18 protein-coding genes are annotated in these 17,979 nt (G+C 67.4%); 9 read left to right on the forward strand and 9 right to left on the reverse strand.

Annotated features, from left to right (window positions below):
- Positions 1-74: 74 nt before the first annotated feature.
- The 3 genes from ACP2AH_RS08565 to ACP2AH_RS08575 all read right to left on the reverse strand — a co-directional run bounded on the left by ACP2AH_RS08565 (position 75) and on the right by ACP2AH_RS08575 (position 2,975).
- Complete coding sequence (locus ACP2AH_RS08565) at positions 75-428, reverse strand: cupin domain-containing protein (RefSeq protein WP_244375718.1); 354 nt, start codon at positions 426-428, stop codon at positions 75-77.
- Positions 429-566: 138 nt separating this feature from the next.
- Positions 567-2,183 (reverse strand): regulator, encoded by a 1,617-nt coding sequence (locus tag ACP2AH_RS08570; RefSeq protein ID WP_425105414.1) that lies wholly within the window; start codon positions 2,181-2,183, stop codon positions 567-569.
- Positions 2,184-2,258: 75 nt separating this feature from the next.
- On the reverse strand, positions 2,259-2,975 hold the full coding sequence (locus ACP2AH_RS08575) for a cysteine hydrolase family protein (protein ID WP_425105415.1): 717 nt from the start codon (positions 2,973-2,975) through the stop codon (positions 2,259-2,261).
- Between the two features lie 275 nt (positions 2,976-3,250).
- Here ACP2AH_RS08575 and ACP2AH_RS08580 point away from each other — a divergent pair, with 275 nt between their 5' ends.
- Entirely contained in the window at positions 3,251-3,910 is a 660-nt protein-coding gene (locus tag ACP2AH_RS08580) for a hypothetical protein (protein WP_425105416.1), read from the forward strand.
- A gap of 63 nt (positions 3,911-3,973) precedes the next feature.
- Positions 3,974-6,574, forward strand: coding sequence for an excinuclease ABC subunit UvrB (gene uvrB, locus ACP2AH_RS08585; RefSeq protein WP_425105417.1), 2,601 nt, complete (start codon positions 3,974-3,976; stop codon positions 6,572-6,574).
- A gap of 10 nt (positions 6,575-6,584) precedes the next feature.
- On the opposite strand, the gene ACP2AH_RS08590 is transcribed toward uvrB, so the two are convergent.
- A complete protein-coding gene (locus tag ACP2AH_RS08590; protein WP_425105418.1) occupies positions 6,585-6,998 on the reverse strand; it encodes a GNAT family N-acetyltransferase in 414 nt (137 codons plus the stop codon).
- A gap of 47 nt (positions 6,999-7,045) precedes the next feature.
- Here ACP2AH_RS08590 and ACP2AH_RS08595 point away from each other — a divergent pair, with 47 nt between their 5' ends.
- The 3 genes from ACP2AH_RS08595 (at position 7,046) to ACP2AH_RS08605 (ending at position 8,184) form a co-directional block, all read left to right on the forward strand.
- Complete coding sequence (locus tag ACP2AH_RS08595; protein WP_425105419.1) at positions 7,046-7,183, forward strand: hypothetical protein; 138 nt, start codon at positions 7,046-7,048, stop codon at positions 7,181-7,183.
- A 93-nt stretch (positions 7,184-7,276) separates the two neighbouring features.
- The gene (locus ACP2AH_RS08600; RefSeq protein WP_425105420.1) at positions 7,277-7,678 is read left to right on the forward strand and encodes a DUF805 domain-containing protein; all 402 of its coding nucleotides are present in this window, start codon (positions 7,277-7,279) and stop codon (positions 7,676-7,678) included.
- A gap of 98 nt (positions 7,679-7,776) precedes the next feature.
- Positions 7,777-8,184, forward strand: a complete 408-nt coding sequence (locus ACP2AH_RS08605) for a DUF805 domain-containing protein (RefSeq protein ID WP_425105421.1) — start codon at positions 7,777-7,779, stop codon at positions 8,182-8,184.
- Positions 8,185-8,244: 60 nt separating this feature from the next.
- On the opposite strand, the gene ACP2AH_RS08610 is transcribed toward ACP2AH_RS08605, so the two are convergent.
- Both ACP2AH_RS08610 and ACP2AH_RS08615 read right to left on the reverse strand, forming a co-directional pair.
- Positions 8,245-9,273 carry a Tim44 domain-containing protein gene (locus tag ACP2AH_RS08610; protein ID WP_425105422.1) on the reverse strand — a complete coding sequence of 343 codons (1,029 nt, stop codon included), beginning with the start codon at positions 9,271-9,273 and terminating at the stop codon, positions 8,245-8,247.
- A 268-nt stretch (positions 9,274-9,541) separates the two neighbouring features.
- Positions 9,542-9,715, reverse strand: a complete 174-nt coding sequence (locus ACP2AH_RS08615) for a hypothetical protein (protein WP_244375733.1) — start codon at positions 9,713-9,715, stop codon at positions 9,542-9,544.
- Between the two features lie 414 nt (positions 9,716-10,129).
- On the opposite strand from ACP2AH_RS08615, the gene ppc reads away from it, so the two are divergent.
- From ppc to ACP2AH_RS08630, 3 genes are all read left to right on the forward strand, one after another.
- Complete coding sequence (gene ppc / locus ACP2AH_RS08620; protein ID WP_425105423.1) at positions 10,130-12,922, forward strand: phosphoenolpyruvate carboxylase; 2,793 nt, start codon at positions 10,130-10,132, stop codon at positions 12,920-12,922.
- A gap of 5 nt (positions 12,923-12,927) precedes the next feature.
- Positions 12,928-13,221 (forward strand): cupin domain-containing protein, encoded by a 294-nt coding sequence (locus tag ACP2AH_RS08625; RefSeq protein WP_425105424.1) that lies wholly within the window; start codon positions 12,928-12,930, stop codon positions 13,219-13,221.
- Positions 13,222-13,293: 72 nt separating this feature from the next.
- Positions 13,294-13,926, forward strand: coding sequence for an FMN-binding negative transcriptional regulator (locus ACP2AH_RS08630; protein WP_425105425.1), 633 nt, complete (start codon positions 13,294-13,296; stop codon positions 13,924-13,926).
- Positions 13,927-13,967: 41 nt separating this feature from the next.
- On the opposite strand, the gene ACP2AH_RS08635 is transcribed toward ACP2AH_RS08630, so the two are convergent.
- Positions 13,968-14,726: a 3-keto-5-aminohexanoate cleavage protein gene (locus ACP2AH_RS08635; RefSeq protein ID WP_425105426.1), complete on the reverse strand. Its 759-nt coding sequence runs from the start codon at positions 14,724-14,726 to the stop codon at positions 13,968-13,970.
- A 24-nt stretch (positions 14,727-14,750) separates the two neighbouring features.
- Positions 14,751-15,224, reverse strand: coding sequence for a YaiI/YqxD family protein (locus ACP2AH_RS08640; RefSeq protein WP_425105427.1), 474 nt, complete (start codon positions 15,222-15,224; stop codon positions 14,751-14,753).
- A gap of 354 nt (positions 15,225-15,578) precedes the next feature.
- Between ACP2AH_RS08640 and ggt the strand changes: the two genes are divergently transcribed.
- Positions 15,579-17,330: a gamma-glutamyltransferase gene (gene ggt, locus ACP2AH_RS08645; RefSeq protein ID WP_425105428.1), complete on the forward strand. Its 1,752-nt coding sequence runs from the start codon at positions 15,579-15,581 to the stop codon at positions 17,328-17,330.
- Positions 17,331-17,537: 207 nt separating this feature from the next.
- Here ggt and ACP2AH_RS08650 read toward each other — a convergent pair whose 3' ends face one another.
- Positions 17,538-17,894, reverse strand: a complete 357-nt coding sequence (locus ACP2AH_RS08650) for an FmdB family zinc ribbon protein (RefSeq protein WP_425105429.1) — start codon at positions 17,892-17,894, stop codon at positions 17,538-17,540.
- Positions 17,895-17,979 lie beyond the last annotated feature (85 nt).

Below are 17,979 nucleotides of genomic sequence, written 5' to 3' on the forward strand. Positions count from 1 at the left end.
CGGCGAAGATGCGTCGCGCCTGCCGCGCGGTCAATGACGGCAAGGCCACACTTCGCCGGATTTGCGCACCGGCTTCAGATGAGGCGGATGACATAGTGCTTGCGGGTGGTCTCGACGACTTCCCACACCCCCTTGAAGCCCGGCCGCAGGGCGAAGGTGTCGCCTGCCTTTACCGTCACCGGCGCCTCGCCATCCTCGTGCAGGATGGAGACGCCTTCGAGGATGGAGCAGAACTCCCATTCCTCATAATCCACCCGCCAGGCGCCGGGGGTGGATTCCCAGATGCCGGCGAACAGCGCGCCGTCCGGCAGCGTCTCGGCGTTCCAGGTGCGGTGGCGGGGATCGCCGGAAAGGAGGCGGTCGGCGGGCGGGGCGGTTTCCTCCGGAGCGCCGAGTGTGGCCGGGTCGAAGGAAAGCAGGAACGACATGGAGACCTCGCGGACGGCAGGGGCGGGGAGCGGCGCGGCGTGCGACCGGGCCGAAAACAAGAGCGGCGCGGGACATCCTGCGGGATGTGCCGCGCCGTCTCAAGCTGCTTCGATACCCCCCAGCATCGAAGCGAAGGTCTATTCCGCCGGTGCCGGCTGCGGCCCTGCCGCCGTCTGAGCGGCGGGGGCGCTCTCCAGCGCCGCGTATTTAGCGCAGGCGAAGAGAAAGCCGGCAACCAGAAGGTAAGCAAATGCTACCGTCGGTGTCACGCCGAATCCGACACTTTCCCCGTGCATGAAGCCGAAAAAGGTGAGGACGGCGCCGGCGAGGGCGAAGGCGGCGGCATTGATGAACTGCCGTTCGACCACGAACACGCCGATGGCGCCCAGCACCAGGCCGACCAGAATGGCGCCCCCGCCCATCACTTCCAGCCCGTGATAGAGCACGCCGACCGCGCCGAGCTTCTCCAGCCCCAGCGCGCTCGCGGAGGTGCCGGCGACGGCCAGCGAATTGTCGATAAGCAGCTTGGCCCAGGCGGCGAGGTGGGGCGTGAGCGCCAGCACCACGGCGGGGGCGTGCTTGGACGGCGTGGTCTGGAACGCCTGCGCCCCGATGAGCATGCCGATATAGAGCAGGATCGGCGAGATGGCGACGACCGGGATCAGCGCCAGCAAAAGGGCGATGATGCCGAACCAGGACAGCACGATGACCATGAGCCCGGTGGCGGCGGAATAGCCGATGCGCCCGCCCATCGACTTCCAGCCGGGGTGGCCGATATAGACCGCGTTGATGAAGGGGTTGCCCATCAGGCAGCCGATGAGGCTGACCACACCATCGGCGGTGAGCACGCGGGTGGTGGGGTAATGGTCGCCCGCCGCCTCGGCGCTTTCCACATTGTCCATCGCCTCGACGAGATCATAGATGCCGAAGGGGATGGCGGTGACGAGGATGACGCCGAGATAGCTGAAGCCGTGAAAGACATGGTCGAAGGCCGGCAGCGGCACCGCGAATCCGAAAGTGGCGAAGGCGGCGCCGACGTTGGCGAGGCTCATGCCGCCATAGTTCAGCCCGACGAGGTTCGAACCCCAGGCGATGGCCATGCCCACCGCGATGGCGATGAGGCCGGCGGGGATGCCGCGCGGGTATTTCACCCCGCCGAACCAGCTCACCATGATGATGGCGAAGCAGGTGAGGCCGATGACCGGGGTGGCGAAGATCTCGAAGGCCGGGCGCATGGAGATGAAGGCGATGGACACGCCCGCCAGCGTGCCGAGCAGTGCCGCGCGGGGGGTGATCTTGCGGATATAGGGCGCGACGAAGCCGCCGATCATCAGGATGAAGCTCTGGAAGAACACCCAGACGAGCCCCGCTTCCCAGCCCTGGATCGGATCGCCGGTCGCTGCGCCGATCGGCAGCATGATGACGAAGGTGACGACGAACATGTGCGGCACGGAAATGCCGGAGGGCAGGGCGCAGACATCGTCGCGCCCGGTCTGCTTGGCCAGCTGGTAGCCGAGCCAGGCGTAATAGACGGTGGAGAGGAACATCATCAGCCCGACCGCCGGCAGGATGCGGCCGAAGACGATGTCGGGCGGCATTTTCAGCACGAATTGCAGCAGGCCGGTCAGCACCAGCATGTTGACCAGGATATTGGTGCCGAAGCCGAACAGGGCGTTCCAGTCGCCGCGCGTCCACAGGGTCGGGCGCATGCCGACGCGGGCGGGTGAGATCGGGGTCATTTCAGTCGCGGACATGCTCGGTATCCCTCGAAGAACGAATGACGGGGACGCGGTGAAAGCGGCGCCGGGCGCCGGTGGCGGCAGGCGGGTTCAGGCGGCGCTGGCGGAGGCCGCCATCGCGGGTGAAGTGTCGAGCGCGGCGAGCAGGGCGGCGGAATCCGACACCCAGCCGAAAATGCCGCCCTGCGCCTTGATCATCTCCAGGCCGACGCGATGGAATTCGGGGATGTAGGAGGCGCAGCAATCGGCCAGCGCCACGCAGCGATAGCCGCGGTCATTGCCCTCGCGGATGGTGGTGTGCACGCAGACCTCGGTGGTGACGCCGGCAACCAGCAGCGTGTCGACGCCCCGGTTCTTCAGCATCAGTTCGAGGTCGGTCTGGTAGAAGGCGCCCTTGCCGGGCTTGTCGAGCACCGGCTCGCCCGGCGCGGGGGCAAGTTCGGCGATGATGTCGTGGCCGGGCTCGCCGCGAATGAGGATGCGCCCCATCGGCCCGGCGCAGCCGATGCGGGCCGTGGGGGAACCGCGCTCCACCTTGGCCGGCGGCGCGTCCATCATGTCCGGGCGATGGCCCTCACGGGTGTGGATGACGAGCAGGCCGGCGGCACGGGCGGCGGCGAGCACGGCCTTGCAAGGCTCCACCGCCGCCTGCAGGCGCGACACGTCATTGCCCAGCGTCTCGCCGAAGCCGCCCGGCTCCAGGAAATCGCGCTGCATGTCGATGATGATGAGCGCGGCGCGGGCCGGGGCGAAAGCGAGCGGCGCCGGCTCGGCGGCGAGGAGGGCTTCGGACGGTGTTGCGGGCATGAGCGGCCTGCCTTGTTCGTTGCATGCAGCGCTGCATGCAGAAACCGTGCCGCCGCGGAGAGAAAAATAAATACTTATAATTCAATATATTAAGGAGGCATCGCGTTGTCTTTCCCGGCGTGAAGGCTGCATGAGCGCAGGTCAGAAGGATCAAGTCTGCGTAAAAAGTAGGCAAACTGAATCCACTGGCAGTTTCTGGCACTCAGTTACCGAAATGTCTTGAGTGGCATACGCTGGTTGTGCAACCTTTTGGTGTTTCAACCTTGGGGGCTACAATGAAGGCGTTCATTCCGGTCGTGATAGCCGCGAGCCTGTGTCTTGGCGGATGCCAAACTCCAATCATTCGCGGCGCGACGAATATCGAGCCGCCGACCAAGGGCGTTTATGTCGGCGGGCTCTACAAGCCGATTGGCGGTAGCAGCCGTAGCTCGGCGCCGGTCAATCTCATCCGCATCTGCACCGTCTCCACCACGCTCAGCGAGTTCGGCGTGCCGGCGCCGGAGGGGAACGCCATCGCGGATATCGATCTGTTGGCGACCCGGAAGCTGTCGGCGTCGGTATCCGGGCTGAACGTTGCCGTCGCCAAGGCGGGGCTTTCCGGCACGATTTCCGACTATTACGAATACAAGATCGTCAATGCGTACTCCTATGAGCTGGGCCTCGCGGATGCGAGCACGGTCTTCGCCAAGCTGATGAAGAAGGCCGACTGCCGCACGCAGGTGGCCGAAGAACTGGCCAGCGGCTCGGTCGTCCAGGTCACCAAGGCCTATGTCGGCGACATCGTCTTCCGCAGGAAGACAGGGGCCAGCCTCTCCGGCGAACTGAGCGCGCCGGCGGTGCAGGCGGCGCTGTCGCGCGACACCGACCTCAGCTTCAAGGGCAAGGGAATGGTCTTCGCCTTCGTCGGCAAGACCAAGACCGGCACCGGCTACTGAAACGGGCGCACGGCGGTCGCGGCGGGGCTTTCCACCGTCGCGGCCGCACCCCATATTGCGGCCATGGCCAAAGCAGCACGTCCCGGCGGGTTCTCCGAGCGCTCCCAGCGCGCCTTCGAGCCCGCGCAATCCGCCACGCTCGATCCCGCCCTTGCCGAAAAGCTCGGCGTGGCGCCGACCTCGGGCGCCTCCGCCACCGTCGCCGCGCTCTCGGCGCTGATCGAGAGCGGCCGGCCCGAAGTGGACGGACAGATCTGGGTGCCGCATCGCCCGGCGCGACCGGAGAAATCCGAAGGCGGCGTCAAATTCGTGCTGAAGTCCGACTACACGCCCAATGGCGACCAGCCGCAGGCGATCGAGGAACTGTGCAAGGCGGCGCAGCAGGGTGAGCGCGACCAGGTGCTGCTCGGCGTCACCGGCTCGGGCAAGACCTTCACCATGGCCAATGTCATCGAGCGCGTACAGCGCCCGGCACTGGTTCTGGCGCCGAACAAGACGCTGGCGGCGCAGCTCTATGGCGAGTTCAAGAGCTTCTTCCCCGACAATGCGGTGGAGTATTTCGTCTCCTATTACGACTACTACCAGCCCGAGGCCTATGTGCCGCGCACCGACACCTTCATCGAGAAGGAATCGTCGATCAACGAGCAGATCGACCGCATGCGCCACTCCGCCACCCGCTCGCTGCTGGAGCGCGACGACGTCATCATCGTCGCCTCCGTGTCCTGCATCTACGGTATCGGCTCGGTCGAGACCTATGCCTCGATGACCTTCAAGATCGAGGTGGGCGAGCGCATCGACCAGCGGCAGATGCTCGCCGACCTGGTGGCGCTGCAGTACAAGCGCACCCAGGGCGATTTCGGCCGCGGCACGTTCCGGGTGCGCGGCGACGTGATCGAGATCTTCCCGGCGCATTACGAGGACCGCGCCTGGCGCGTCTCGCTGTTCGGCGACGAGGTGGAGAGCATCCATGAGTTCGACCCGCTGACCGGGCAGAAGTCGCAGGACCTCAAATTCGTCAAGCTCTACGCCAATTCGCATTATGTGACGCCGCGCCCGACGCTGATTCAGGCGATCCAGGGCATCAAGGCCGAGTTGAAGCACCGTCTCGACGAACTGCACGCCATGGGCCGCCTGCTGGAAGCGCAGCGGCTGGAACAGCGCTGCACCTTCGATATCGAGATGATGGAGGCGACGGGAAGCTGCGCCGGCATCGAGAATTATTCGCGCTGGCTCACCGGCCGGCTCCCCGGCGAGCCGCCGCCGACCCTGTTTGAATACATCCCCGACAATGCGCTGATCTTCTGCGACGAGAGCCATGTGACCGTTCCGCAGATCGGCGCGATGTATCGCGGCGACTTCCGCCGCAAGGCGACGCTGGCGGAATATGGCTTCCGCCTGCCGAGCTGCATGGACAACCGGCCGCTGCGCTTCGAGGAATGGGAGGCGATGCGCCCGCAGACGGTGCATGTCTCCGCCACACCAGGCAAATGGGAGATGGAGCGCACCGGCGGCGTGTTCGTCGAGCAGGTGATCCGGCCGACCGGCCTCGTCGACCCGGAAGTGGAGGTGCGCCCGGCCCGCACGCAGGTGGACGACCTGCTCGGCGAGGTGCGCGCCACGGCGGCGAAGGGCTACCGCACGCTGGTGACGGTGCTCACCAAGCGCATGGCCGAGGACCTGACCGAGTATCTGCACGAGAATGGCATCCGCGTGCGCTACATGCATTCGGACATCGACACGATCGAGCGGATCGAAATCCTGCGCGATTTGCGCCTCGGCGCCTTCGACGTGCTGATCGGCATCAACCTGCTGCGCGAGGGGCTCGACATTCCCGAATGCGGGCTGGTGGCGATCCTCGATGCCGACAAGGAGGGCTTCCTGCGCTCGGAAACCTCGCTGATCCAGACCATCGGCCGCGCCGCGCGCAATGTCGACGGGCGGGTGGTGCTCTATGCCGACAACATCACCGGCTCGATGGAGCGGGCGATGGCCGAGACCGAGCGCCGCCGCACCAAGCAGGTGGCGTGGAATGTCGAGCACGGCATCACCCCGGAGAGCGTGAAGAAGGCGATCGGCGACATTCTCAACAGCGTCTATGAGCGCGACCATGTGACGGTGGATGCTGGCCTCGCCGAGGGCGCGAGCACTTATGGCAACAACCTCGCCACCGTGATCGCCGACCTCGAAAAGCGCATGCGCAAGGCGGCGGCCGATCTCGATTTCGAGCAGGCGGCGCGGCTGCGCGACGAGGTCAAGCGGCTGCAGGCGACCGAGCTGGTGCTGTCGGACGATCCGCTGGCCCGGCAGGAGAGCGTCGACGACCGCACCGGCGGCTATCGCGGCGAGCGCAAATATGGCCGCGCCGCCAATCTGCCGGAGAAGAAGGGCAAAGGCGGCGCGTCCGGCCGGCGCTCCTCGCCGGGCCATGTCTCCTCCGGCCATGAGGCGCGGGCCGACGAGGCGCAGGCGGCCTATGAGCCGGGCGAGCCTTCCATCTTCGGCCCGTCGGGCACGTCGCGCATCGTCAAGCCGTCGCTCGACGATATGGGCCCCGGCACCGACCGGGTGGAACCGCTGCGGGTGGAAGACTGGGTGCGCCCGGAACGGCCGGACCCGATGACCAAGGGCTATCGCAAGGGCGGGCGGCGCGCGCCGAAGCGGTGAGGGCGGGCGTTCAGAAGCGCTTCTTCAACCAGATATTGGAATGGCCGGGCGGATAATCGTCGATCTGCCCGAAACGCTCATAGCCGTGCCGCGCGTAGAAATCCGGTGCCTGGAAGCTATAGGTTTCCAGATGAACCCCGGTGCAGCCGCGCCCGCGGGCCTCTGCCTCGGCCGCGTTCAGAAGGGCGCTGCCGACCCCGCTGCCGCGCGCCTCGGGCGACACCCATAGCCAGGCGATGTGCATCCAGCCGAAATAGGTGCTGGCCTTGATGCCGCCTGTCGTAACCCCGGCGTCATCGCGGGCGATGACCCAAAGCTGCGACGCCCCCAAAGGGCCGGCCTTGGCCTCGTTGAAGATATCGAGGCCACGATCGATGAGGTCGCGGACCTCGGCGCCGGGGTCGGTTTCAATGGTGAACTTCAAAAGCCGCTCCTCCCGCACACCCGGCGCCGGGCGAGGCGGCGCGGGGGATGGTGTTCGGCGCCTTTCGTGCCAAGAATATGGCTTCGCGCCAATGGGGCACGGGGGATGACATGAGTTTCACGCAGGCGGTTTCCAGCGTTTTCGGCAAGTACGCCACCTTTTCCGGGCGCGCGCTCAAGCGGTGAAAGGGGTGCTTTGGTGCCTCTTGACAGCTTGAGGTTGTGAGTTTCCCATTTGTCCACGGGCACGGCAGGTGTGCCTAAGGGCGGGGAAACCTCATGAATTTCGCGCAAGCCGTTTCCAGTGCAATGCGACAGTACTTCACCTTTTCCGGCCGCGCGCGGCGTTCGGAATTCTGGTGGTTCGAGCTGTTCCTCATTGTCACGCCCTGGGTCCTCACATTTGTCACGGCGCTGCTGTTCGGCGACTTCTTTCTTGTGCAGATTGCCGAAATAGGCGGAGAGCCCATGATACTCGACGTGCCCAACGTGTTGTTCGGGGTGGCAACGTTCATTCCGTCTTTGGCCGTCGCAGTCCGCCGATTGCACGACACGGATCGCACCGGCTGGTGGCTGTTGATCACCTTTACCCTTATCGGCATTCCGGTCCTCATCGTCTGGTTCATACTGAAAGGCACCACCGGTCCGAACCGCTTCGGGCCGGATCCTCTGCAAGCCTGAACCCTAGCGAGGAGGGGGCGGCGTCCCGTCGCCCCTATGGCGTTCCGCCGCTTTCATGCCAACAATACCCGCGCCACTAATGGGGCACGGGGGATGACATGAGTTTCACGCAGGCGGTTTCCAGCGGTCTCGGCAATTACGCCACTTTTTCCGGGCGCGCGTCGCGCTCGGCCTATTGGTGGTGGGTGCTGTTCACCGTTGTGGTGCAGTGGGTGACGTCGTTTGTCGACGCGGCGCTGTTCGGCACCTTCTCGTTCGTCGAGGTCGATGGCGCCATCTATGGCGGCGTAACGAGTGTGTTCACCCCAATCACCACGTTGGTCGGTCTCGCGCTGCTGATCCCCTCGATCGCCGTCGCGGTGCGTCGCTTCCACGACCTCGGGCGCAGCGGCTGGTGGCTGCTGCTCGCCTTTACCGGCATCGGCGCCATCGTCATCTTCTTCTGGTTCATGGTGCGCGGCACGCATGGGCCGAACCATTTCGGACCGGACCCGCTGGAACTCTGACGCGCATGAAAAAGGGCGGCTCGCCGGCCGCCCTTTCGCTCATTTAGGATCGGATGCCGCTCAGCCCTGCTGGATGGCGCTGAGCTTCCATTGGCCGCGCGGGGGGCGGGCGAAGGTCCAGAATTCCACCGCTTGCTCGAGACGGTCCGGATCGCCCTGCACGACGCGGCCGGTGGCCTTGTCGAGCGTTACGTCCTTCAGCTCGTAGCGCATGGCGACGGTGGCGTATTCGGTGTCACCTTCCGACCAGGCTTCCGACAGGTCGCCCTGCAGGAGCTTCACATCGGTGACGCGGTTCTCCAGCCCATCGCGCGCCAGCTCGTCCAGCTCCTCGGCCATATAGCCGGCCATTTCCGGCGTCAGCAGCGTGGAAAGAGCCGCCTTGTCGGTGCGGCTATAGGCGGCCTGCACCTCGGTGAGCGTGCGCTCGAACGTGTCGAAATCCGATCCTTCCAGCTTGAGCGGCTTGCCGCGCGGCGCGGTGCCGAAGCCCGCGCGCGGCGCGGCCGTGCCGCCCATGGCGCCGGGCTGCGGTGCCTGACCGCCGCCATTCATGGCCTCGCGGTTCATGGCATCGCGGTTCATGGCGTCCCGGTTCATCGGGTCGGGCCGCGCGCCGCCGGCATAGGCAGGCTGGTTGCGCGAGCGCAGCCAGCCCATGACCAGCCGGACGACGATGAAGATGAGCGCCACCTGCAGCAGCAGGCCGAGAATGCCGGAGAGGCTGCCAAGGCCGGAGAAGAAGCCCGAACCCATCAGCAGGCCGAAAAGGCCGGCGCCGAGCAGGCCGCCCATCAGCCCGCCCATGAAGCCGCCCCGGTTGAAGAAGCCGCCAGGCTGGGCGCCAGGAGCGCGGGCCGCCGTCGCGGCCTGGTTCTGCGGCGTCGCGGAGCGCTGCAACGGCTGGGCGGTGGGCGCGGTCGGGGTGGGAGCGGGCGTCGAATAGCTGCGCGTGCCACGGCTGCCGAAGCTGCCGCTGCGGCCGGCGCGGGCCTCGGCGAAGTCGGTGGCCACCAGTACGCCGGCGGCGACAAACAGCGCGCCGATCATCAGACGCAGGGCGAAGGGACGCGAACGCGGGAAAAGCAAGGGCTTGGCCTCTCTCGAAGGGTTTGGTGCGGAGTTGCCGCAACGTCACCCATATGGGAAGAGGTCGCCCGGAATCCAGTGCTTTGGGGCTGCGCCGCGGCCCCGCAGGGCCGTCGGGGCGCAGCGAGCCGGTGCAAAACCGCGCTTTGCGGGCGACACACAATCCTGTGATCAGACGCCCATGGCCGAGGGGCAGGGGCTCATCAAGGATCGAGGCGCGGCGCCGGGGGCGGCGTCGCGCATGGCGGGATCCACAAGGGGCGCGGCGTCAGAAGCCGAGCTGCGATTCGATCGCGGCGATCGAACCCACCGGCACGTTCACGGCCTTCTTCTCGCGCGCGTCGGCCGGACGCAGCGGCGAGACGGCGCCGGTGTAGGAAGCCTTGGATTGGGGGGAAGCGAGGGGAGCCTGAACCTCGTTGCGGTTCATGACGGGGGGCATTGTCGTCGTCCTTCCTGATACGCGTTACGCTGTGAATTAAACCCGGCCTCGCGGCCGGCCTTGTCGGCTCAACACGGCTTTCGGCCGGTTGTTTCGAAAAGCACCGCCGCAGGTCGGCGCTTCATGCGCTCTTTATGAACCCTCAACCATGAAGCTTTCCTGAGCATGGCGTTCATCCTGGCGGGGGATTCGTTCACAATCGCGGCGGCTCTGGGGCGAGGCTGAGAAACCTGTGGGTGTGTGGCCCGCAAGCCGCACCTTGCCGTGTGCCTCGCCAGCCGCAGGTAACGCGATCCCGCCCGTGACGGTCTGCCGCCGCGCTGCGCCCCGCCTTGCCGGGGATAAGCGCGCCCGCACGGGTGTCATCGACGGCATGCTAATTGCTAAGTTGTCTACGCCTTAAGGAGTATCGCCATGTCCGTTGCCCTGACCATCGCCCTTTCCGATGCCGAGCCTGAAGCCGATGGCGAACTCGACCTGTCGCTGCGCGAAGACATCCGCATGCTCGGTCGCGTGCTGGGCGACACGCTGCGCGACCAGGAGGGCGAGGCGATCTATGAGCTGGTGGAGCATATACGCCGCGTCTCCACCCGCTTTCATCGCGAGGAGGATGAGGGCGCAAGGCACGAGCTGGAAGCGATCCTGAGCGATCTCGGCCCGGACCAGACCATCTCCATCGTCCGCGCCTTTTCCTATTTCTCGCATCTCGCCAACATCGCCGAGGACCAGAACGTCATCCGCCGCATGCGCGCGGCGGCGGCAAATGGCAGCGCGGCCGGCCCCGCCACGGTGGCGCGGGCGCTGGAGCGGGCGCGCGAGGCCGGCATTTCCACCGACGATCTGCGCGCCTTCTTCACCACCGCGCTGGCGAGCCCGGTGCTAACCGCCCACCCGACCGAGGTGCGCCGCCGCTCCACCCTGACGCATGAGATGAAGGTGGCGGAACTGCTGGCCGACCGCGCCCGCCGCGACCCGACGCCGGAAGAGCAGGAGATGGCGGCGGCGGAACTGCGCCGGCGCGTGCTGATGCTGTGGCAGACCAACCTGCTGCGCCGCACCAAGCTGACCGTGCTGGACGAGGTGGCGAACGGGCTTTCCTATTACGACTACACCTTCCTGCGCCAGCTGCCGACGCTCTATGCCGCGCTGGAGGACCGGCTGGCGGCGATGGAAGGCCGCACGGGGGAGGCGCCGGAAATTGCCTCCTTCCTGCGCATGGGCAGCTGGATCGGCGGCGACCGCGACGGCAATCCCTTCGTCACCGCCGAGGTGACGCGCGAGACGATGCGCATGCAGTCCGCTCAGGCGGTGCGCTTCTATCTGGAAGAGCTGGACAGCCTCGGCGCCGAACTTTCCATCAGCACCATCCGTGTGAGCGTGTCGAGCGACCTGCTGGCGCTGGTCGACGCTTCGCCCGATCTCTCGCCGCACCGGCGCAACGAGCCCTACCGCCTCGCGGTGACCGCCATCGCCTCGCGCCTGCGCGCCACCGCCTTCCGGCTGGAAGTTGCCGATCTCTTGGGCATTACCCAGATGCCGGCGGCCCGGCCCTATGGCTCGGCGGCGGAATTGCGCGCCGATCTCGACATCATCGACGCCTCGCTCAAGGCGCATAAGTCGGGCGCCATCGCCGGCGGCAAGCTGCGGGCGCTGCGGCGGGCGGTGGACGCGTTCGGCTTCCACCTCGCCGTGCTCGATTCCAGGCAGAATTCCGACGTGCATGAGCGCTGCGTCGCCGAGCTGTTCGAGGTCGCCGCACCCGGCACGAACTACAAGGCGCTGCCGGAGGGCACCCGCGTCGCGCTGCTGCTGCGCGAATTGACCACGGCGCGCCCGCTGACCTCGCCCTTCGCCGCCTATTCCGACGAGACGGTGGGCGAACTCGCCATGCTGCGTACCTGCGCCCGCATCCACGCGATTTACGGGCCGGAGGCGATCCAGACCTGCATCATCTCCAAGGCGGAGAGCGTCTCCGACATGCTGGAGCTGGCGCTGCTGTTGAAGGAAGTCGGCCTGGTCGACCCCGCCGGCGCGGCGTCGGTGCATATCGTGCCGCTGTTCGAGACCATCGGCGATCTGCGCAACGCCGCCAAGGTGATGGAGCAGATGTTCCGCCTGCCGGAATACCGCAAGCTGGTGGACAGCCGCGGCGGCGTGCAGGAGGTGATGCTCGGCTATTCCGACAGCAACAAGGATGGCGGCTTCCTCACCTCCGGCTGGGAGCTCTACAAGGCCGAGATCGAGCTGATCGAGGTGTTCAAGCGCCATGGCGTGCGGCTGCGCCTGTTCCATGGGCGCGGCGGCTCGGTCGGGCGCGGCGGCGGGCCGAGCTACGACGCCATCCTCGCTCAGCCGGGCGGGGCGGTGCAGGGGCAGATCCGCATCACCGAACAGGGCGAGATCATCTCGTCGAAGTACTCGAACCCGGCGGTGGGGCGCGGCAATCTCGAAATCCTCGCGGCGGCGACGATGGAGGCGACGCTGCTCTCCGGCGACGCCATGGCGCCGCGCGAGGAATATCTCACCGTGATGGAGGCGCTTTCCGACGCCGCCTTCGCCGCCTATCGGGCGCTGGTCTACGAGACCCCGCGCTTCGAGGACTATTTCTGGGAATCCACCGTCATCAACGAGATCGCGACGCTGAACATCGGCTCGCGCCCGGCCTCGCGCAAGAAGACGCGGCGGATCGAGGATCTGCGCGCCATTCCCTGGGTGTTTTCCTGGGCGCAGTGCCGGCTGATGCTGCCGGGCTGGTACGGCTTCGGCACGGCCGTCCGCCAGTGGCTGGACGCGCACCCGGACGGGCTGCCGCTGCTGCAGGAGATGTACCGGGAATGGCCGTTCTTCCGCACCCAGCTGTCCAACATGGACATGGTGCTGTCGAAGAGCTCCATCGCCATCGCCTCGCGCTACGCGGCGCTGGTGGAGGACGCGGAGCTGCGCGAGAGCATTTTCGGCCGCATCCGCACCGAGCACCAGGGCGCCATCGACGCGCTGCTGGCGATCTCGCAGCAGCCGGCCCTGCTCGGCTCCAACCCGCTGCTGGAACGCTCGATCCGCGCCCGCTTCCCCTATATCGACCCGCTGAACCATGTGCAGGTCGGCCTCTTGCGCAAATACCGCGCCAGCGATACCGACGAGAAGGTGCTGCAAGGCATCCAGCTCACCATTAACGGCATCTCCGCCGGGCTGCGGAACTCGGGATAGACCTCATGGCCTTCGCCTGCACCATTCCGGCCGTCGCGACCCAGCTGGCGGACGATGCGCGGGTGCGCATCACCCGCTGGGACTTCGCGCCGGGCGCCACCACGGGCTGGCACGAGCACGCGATGGACTATGCCATCGTGTTCGTCACCGACGGGCTGATGGAGATCGATGTCGACGGGGTGGTGACGCAGGTGCGCATGAGCGCCGGCGGCGCCTATTCCCGCCCCGCCGGCATCCGCCACGATGTACGCAATGCCGGCGACGCGCCGATGAGCTTCGTCGAAGTGGAGATGAAATAGGCACGATGAAATAGGCTGCGGCGCGGGCCGGTTGTAGAGTGCCGGCAGCCACCATCCCTGCCGGGGCTTCTCATGTATACGCCGCCCGCCTTCCGCGAAGACGACCCCGCTATTCTGCACAGCATCATGCGCGAGGCGCGGCTGGCGACGCTGGTCACCGCCACCGCCGAGGGGCTGATGGCGACGCCGCTGCCTTTGTTTCTCGACCCGAGCGAGGGCGAGCATGGTGTGCTCTACGGCCATCTCGCCCGGGCCAATGGCCAATGGAAGGCGGCGCCGATTGGCGAGGCACTGGTTCTGTTTTCGGGACTGGATGCCTACATCACGCCCAGCTGGTACGCGGCCAAGGCCGAGCACGGCAAGGTGGTGCCGACGTGGAATTATGAGGCCGTTCACGCCTATGGCGTGCCCGAGTTCTTCGACGATCCCGCACGGCTGCTGGAGGCGGTGACGCGGCTCACCGCGCTGTATGAGCAGCCGCGCGCCGAGCCCTGGGCGGTGAGCGACGCGCCGGAGGCCTTTGTCGCCGCGCAGCTTCGCGGCATTGTCGGGGTGCGGCTGCCGATCACCCGGCTGGAGGGCAAGCGCAAGATGAGCCAGAACCGCTCCGACGCCGACCGCGCTGGGGTGGCGGCCGGGCTCGCCGGCAGCGAGCGCCCGGACGAGCGGCGCGTGGCGGACATGATCCCGACGCGGCGCGGCTGAGGCCTCTCGGCGGCTGAGGCCTCTTGTTGGCGGGAATGTCCTCACCCCGCCAGCGGCGGCACCGCTTCTGGCGGCAGGTTCGGCGGCACGCGGGCGAGGCGGAAGGCGGCCTTGATCAGCGCCGCATTGTCCGCCGCCTCGCTGCCATCGGGCAGGTGCTTGCCGTCTTCCAGCCCGATGCGTCCGTCGAGCCCGCGCATCAGCGCATCCTGATAGAGCGGCCAGACGGTGGCGTCATAGCCGTGCTGCAGCACCGGCACGTCGAGGCTGGCGCGGGCCAGAAGCTTGCGGATCGCGGCGGCGACGGCAAGCCCCTCCTCGACATCCTGCTCATTGATCTCGATGAGAATGCGCAGGCATTTCCTCGCCTCGGGCAGGGCGATGTAGCGCTCGGCATCCGCCACCGACCACAGCCCCGCCTCGACGCCGATGCCGCGCGACAGCGCGAGCGCGATCATCTCGGGCGCGTCGTCCTCGATCAGATTGACCGACACATAGTCCGGCTTCACGCTCCAGCCCTTCACCGCCTTCAGCCGCTCCGCGCCGCCGGGGGCGATCCCGGCATGGGTGGACAGGCCGATGGGCACATCCGGCACGCGGGCGCGGATGGCCTCGAGCGCGGCGGCGACCATGGCGGGGTCCAGCGTCTCGGCGCCGGAAGCGTCGCGCGGGTGCAGGTGCAGTTCGCTCGCCCCGGCAGCGACCACGGCGGCAGCGTCCGCCGCAAGCTCGGCGGGGGTGAGCGGCGTGTAGGCATGGAAGGCGCGGTCGCGCGCTCCGTTGAGGCAGGCCTGCAGCATCGACGTCTCCTGGTTTCTGCCCCTTCAACCCGCCACAAAGCCCTTTCGTTTCAAACGCTGCACGGCGCGTTCCAGCGATTGCAGAAATTCCGAGCGGTCGCGCGGGGAGAAGGGGCGGGGCCCGCGCGTGATCTCGCCGGCTTCGCGCAGGTCCGCCATCAGATTGCGGGTGGCGAGCTGCATGCCGATGGAGGCGGCGGTGAAGGGTTTCCCCGTCGGGCCGATGGCCTCTGCGCCCTTCGCCACCACCCGGGCGGCGAGCGGCACGTCGGCGGTGATGACGAGGTCGCCTTCTTCCACCCGCTCGACGATCCAGTCATCGGCGACATCCGGCCCGGCGGCGACGATGACACGCTCGACTTCGGCGTCGCGCGGGATGGCGATCCAGGAATTGGCGACGAGAAACACCTTCAGCCGGTGGCGGGCGGCGACGCGATAGGTCTCGTCCTTAACCGGGCAGGCATCGGCGTCGATATAGATGAGGATCGGCTTCGGCAAAGTAGTCCTTGCGGTGAGGTGCGGTGACCCAAGAAAGAAGGGCTGCCCGCGAGGGCAGCCCTTCCCATGTCAGACCGCGGTTCGGTCCAGTAACTGCCTAGAAGGGCAGCGCGACGTATCGCATCACGCGGAACGAACCTCAGAAGAGGCAAGCGTCCAGGTCACGGATACCGACGACCGCGGATCAAGACGATCAGACACTGGATCACCTCCTTTCGATTGTTGACGACAACTGGAGCTTAGACCGATTCGTGGAAAGGTCACGCGCTTGTTGCAGTGCGGGGCGGGATTCGGCTGTTCACATCGCGTTACGGCGCGCAATCTTGAGTGCACGACAGGCAGGAGCGGACGGACATGAAGCTGTGGCAAGGGCTTATCGCCCTGGTGCTGACGATGAGCCCGCTACAGGCGCAGCAGGCCTCCGACGTGCGGGCGCCGGAGGCGGCGGGCGTGCTGGCGGCTGCGCCCAAATCCGCCACCGGCACGCGCTGGATGGTGACGGCCGCCAACCCGCTGGCGGCGGAAGCGGGCGCGCAGATGCTGCGCGCGGGCGGCAACGCCGTCGACGCCATGGTCGCGGTGCAACTGATGCTCGGCCTTGTCGAGCCGCAATCCTCCGGCCTCGGCGGCGGCGGCTTCCTGGTCTATTGGGACGCCGCGACCCGCACGCTCACCACCTTTGACGGGCGCGAGACCGCCCCGCGCGCGGCGACGCCGACCCTGTTCCAGAACGCACAGGGCCAGCCGCTCGCCTTCATGGAGGCGGTGGTCGGCGGGCGCTCGGTCGGCACGCCGGGCACGCCGGCTCTGTTGGAGACGGTGCATCGCCGCTTTGGCCGCCTCGGCTGGGAGGCGCTGTTCGCTCCGGCGCTGGAGCGGGCGGAGAACGGCTTTGCCCTCTCGCCCCGCCTTGCCGGGCTGATCGCCGGCGATGTCGACACGCTCGCGCGCGATCCCGCTGCAAAGGCCTATTTCCTCGATGCCGCTGGTGTGCCGCGGGCGGCGGGCACGCTGCTGAAGAACCCGGCCTATGCGCAGACGCTGCGCCTGCTGCGCGACGGCGGCGCGGCGGCGTTCTATGACGGCGCGCTGGCACAGGAAATCGTCGCGGCGGTGCGCGGCGCGGCCAATCCCGGCCTGCTGGACGGGGAGGATCTCGCCGATTATCGGGTGAAGGAGCGTCCTCCCGTGTGCGGCGCCTATCGTGGGCTGGAGGTCTGCGGTATGGGCCCGCCGGGGTCCGGCGCGCTCACCTTGGGCCAGATCCTTGGCCTGCTGGAGCCCTATGATTTGAAGGCGCTCGGCCCGACCTCGCCCGAGGCGTGGCGACTGATCGCCGACGCCTCGCGCCTCGCCTTCGCCGACCGCGAACGCTACATGGCCGACAGCGACTATGTGCCGATGCCGATCAAGGGGCTGCTGGCGCGCGATTATCTCGCCCAGAGGGCCAAGCTGCTGGCCGGCGACGATGCGCTGCCCGAGGTCTCGCCCGGCAAGCCGACCTGGGACCACGCCTCGGTGGCGCCGGAGCGGGCGGACGGGCTGGCGCCGGAACTGCCCTCCACCACCCAGATCACCATTGTCGACGCGCAGGGCAACGTCGTCTCCATGACCTCGACCATCGAGGCGGGGTTCGGCTCGCGGCTGATGGTGGGCGGCTTCCTGCTGAACAACGAGCTGACCGACTTTTCCTTCCGCTCGCACAAGGACGGTGTGCCGGTGGCCAACCGGGTGGAGCCGGGCAAGCGGCCGCGCTCCTCAATGACCCCCACCATCGTGCTGAAGGAGGGGCGCCCGGTGCTGGCGCTGGGCTCGCCCGGCGGCAGCCAGATCATCGGCTATGTCGCCAAGACGCTGATCGCCCATCTCGACTGGGGCATGAGCCTGCCCGACGCCATCGCCGCGCCCAATGTGCTGGCCCGCTTCGACGCGGTGGAGATCGAGGCGGGAACGGCGGCGGAGGCGCTGGCGCCGGGCCTCGCCGCGCTCGGCTTCAGCGTGAAGGTCGGGGCGATGACATCCGGCGTACAGGCGGTGGCGATCACGCCGCAGGGGCTGCTCGGGGCCGCCGACCCCCGCCGCGAGGGCGTGGCGATTGGGGAGTGAGGGCGAGCCCGGCCGTCACCCTTCGAGGCTCGCTTGGCTCGCACCTCAGGATGACGTTGCGAGACGCGAAGGCCGCAGGAGACGTGTCGCTTCGCACCACCTTTCACCCCCCTGGCCGGGCTTGACCCGGCCACCCAGCGGCGACATTGCATACGGCCGAAAGGCTGGGTCCCCGGGTCAAGCCCGGGAATGAGGGCGCTCAGGGCCTCAATGGCTGATCATCCACGGCCGGGCGGAGGGGAAGCTCTTGGCGCCTGAGGCGGCGGTGGCGGTCTTCGATTTTTTCGAGCGGCTCTTCATGCCGCCTGAGCAGCAGGAACAGCTCGACGGGTGCTTCTTCGCCGCATATTCGCCCGTGGTCATCGGCGCGTGGCTGGCGCGCTCATTGGTGGCATGGGCGGTGAGGCTCTCGCGCGACATGCCGGAGAAATGCGGGGCGGTGAGCATCACGCGCGGGGCCATCGCGCCGCAATCCGGGCAGGGCTGCGGGGCCTGATACTCCCTCATTGGCCGCATCGCGGTGAAATCGCCGCAGCTTTCGCATTCATATTCATAGACGGGCATCGGCATGTCCCTGTGTACGGGTCTTGAGCGCGACCCCTTGGGCGTTTCCTGAGAGGGAGCGGGGCGACGCGTGGCGTCGCCCCAT

This window comes from Ancylobacter sp. (assembly GCF_965249975.1).
In the GTDB taxonomy this organism is placed as follows: domain Bacteria; phylum Pseudomonadota; class Alphaproteobacteria; order Rhizobiales; family Xanthobacteraceae; genus Ancylobacter.

Coding starts and splice junctions, on each gene's coding strand:
- uvrB (WP_425105417.1), top strand. CDS start 3,974: ATGGCCAAAGCAGCACGTCCCGGCGGGTTCTCCGAGCGCTCCCAGCGC.
- ACP2AH_RS08565 (WP_244375718.1), bottom strand. CDS start 428: ATGTCGTTCCTGCTTTCCTTCGACCCGGCCACACTCGGCGCTCCGGAG.
- ACP2AH_RS08605 (WP_425105421.1), top strand. CDS start 7,777: ATGAGTTTCACGCAGGCGGTTTCCAGCGGTCTCGGCAATTACGCCACT.
- ppc (WP_425105423.1), top strand. CDS start 10,130: ATGTCCGTTGCCCTGACCATCGCCCTTTCCGATGCCGAGCCTGAAGCC.
- ACP2AH_RS08635 (WP_425105426.1), bottom strand. CDS start 14,726: ATGCTGCAGGCCTGCCTCAACGGAGCGCGCGACCGCGCCTTCCATGCC.
- ACP2AH_RS08600 (WP_425105420.1), top strand. CDS start 7,277: ATGAATTTCGCGCAAGCCGTTTCCAGTGCAATGCGACAGTACTTCACC.
- ACP2AH_RS08595 (WP_425105419.1), top strand. CDS start 7,046: ATGGTGTTCGGCGCCTTTCGTGCCAAGAATATGGCTTCGCGCCAATGG.
- ACP2AH_RS08650 (WP_425105429.1), bottom strand. CDS start 17,894: ATGCCCGTCTATGAATATGAATGCGAAAGCTGCGGCGATTTCACCGCG.
- ACP2AH_RS08615 (WP_244375733.1), bottom strand. CDS start 9,715: ATGCCCCCCGTCATGAACCGCAACGAGGTTCAGGCTCCCCTCGCTTCC.
- ggt (WP_425105428.1), top strand. CDS start 15,579: ATGAAGCTGTGGCAAGGGCTTATCGCCCTGGTGCTGACGATGAGCCCG.
- ACP2AH_RS08570 (WP_425105414.1), bottom strand. CDS start 2,183: ATGTCCGCGACTGAAATGACCCCGATCTCACCCGCCCGCGTCGGCATG.
- ACP2AH_RS08630 (WP_425105425.1), top strand. CDS start 13,294: ATGTATACGCCGCCCGCCTTCCGCGAAGACGACCCCGCTATTCTGCAC.
- ACP2AH_RS08575 (WP_425105415.1), bottom strand. CDS start 2,975: ATGCCCGCAACACCGTCCGAAGCCCTCCTCGCCGCCGAGCCGGCGCCG.
- ACP2AH_RS08625 (WP_425105424.1), top strand. CDS start 12,928: ATGGCCTTCGCCTGCACCATTCCGGCCGTCGCGACCCAGCTGGCGGAC.
- ACP2AH_RS08580 (WP_425105416.1), top strand. CDS start 3,251: ATGAAGGCGTTCATTCCGGTCGTGATAGCCGCGAGCCTGTGTCTTGGC.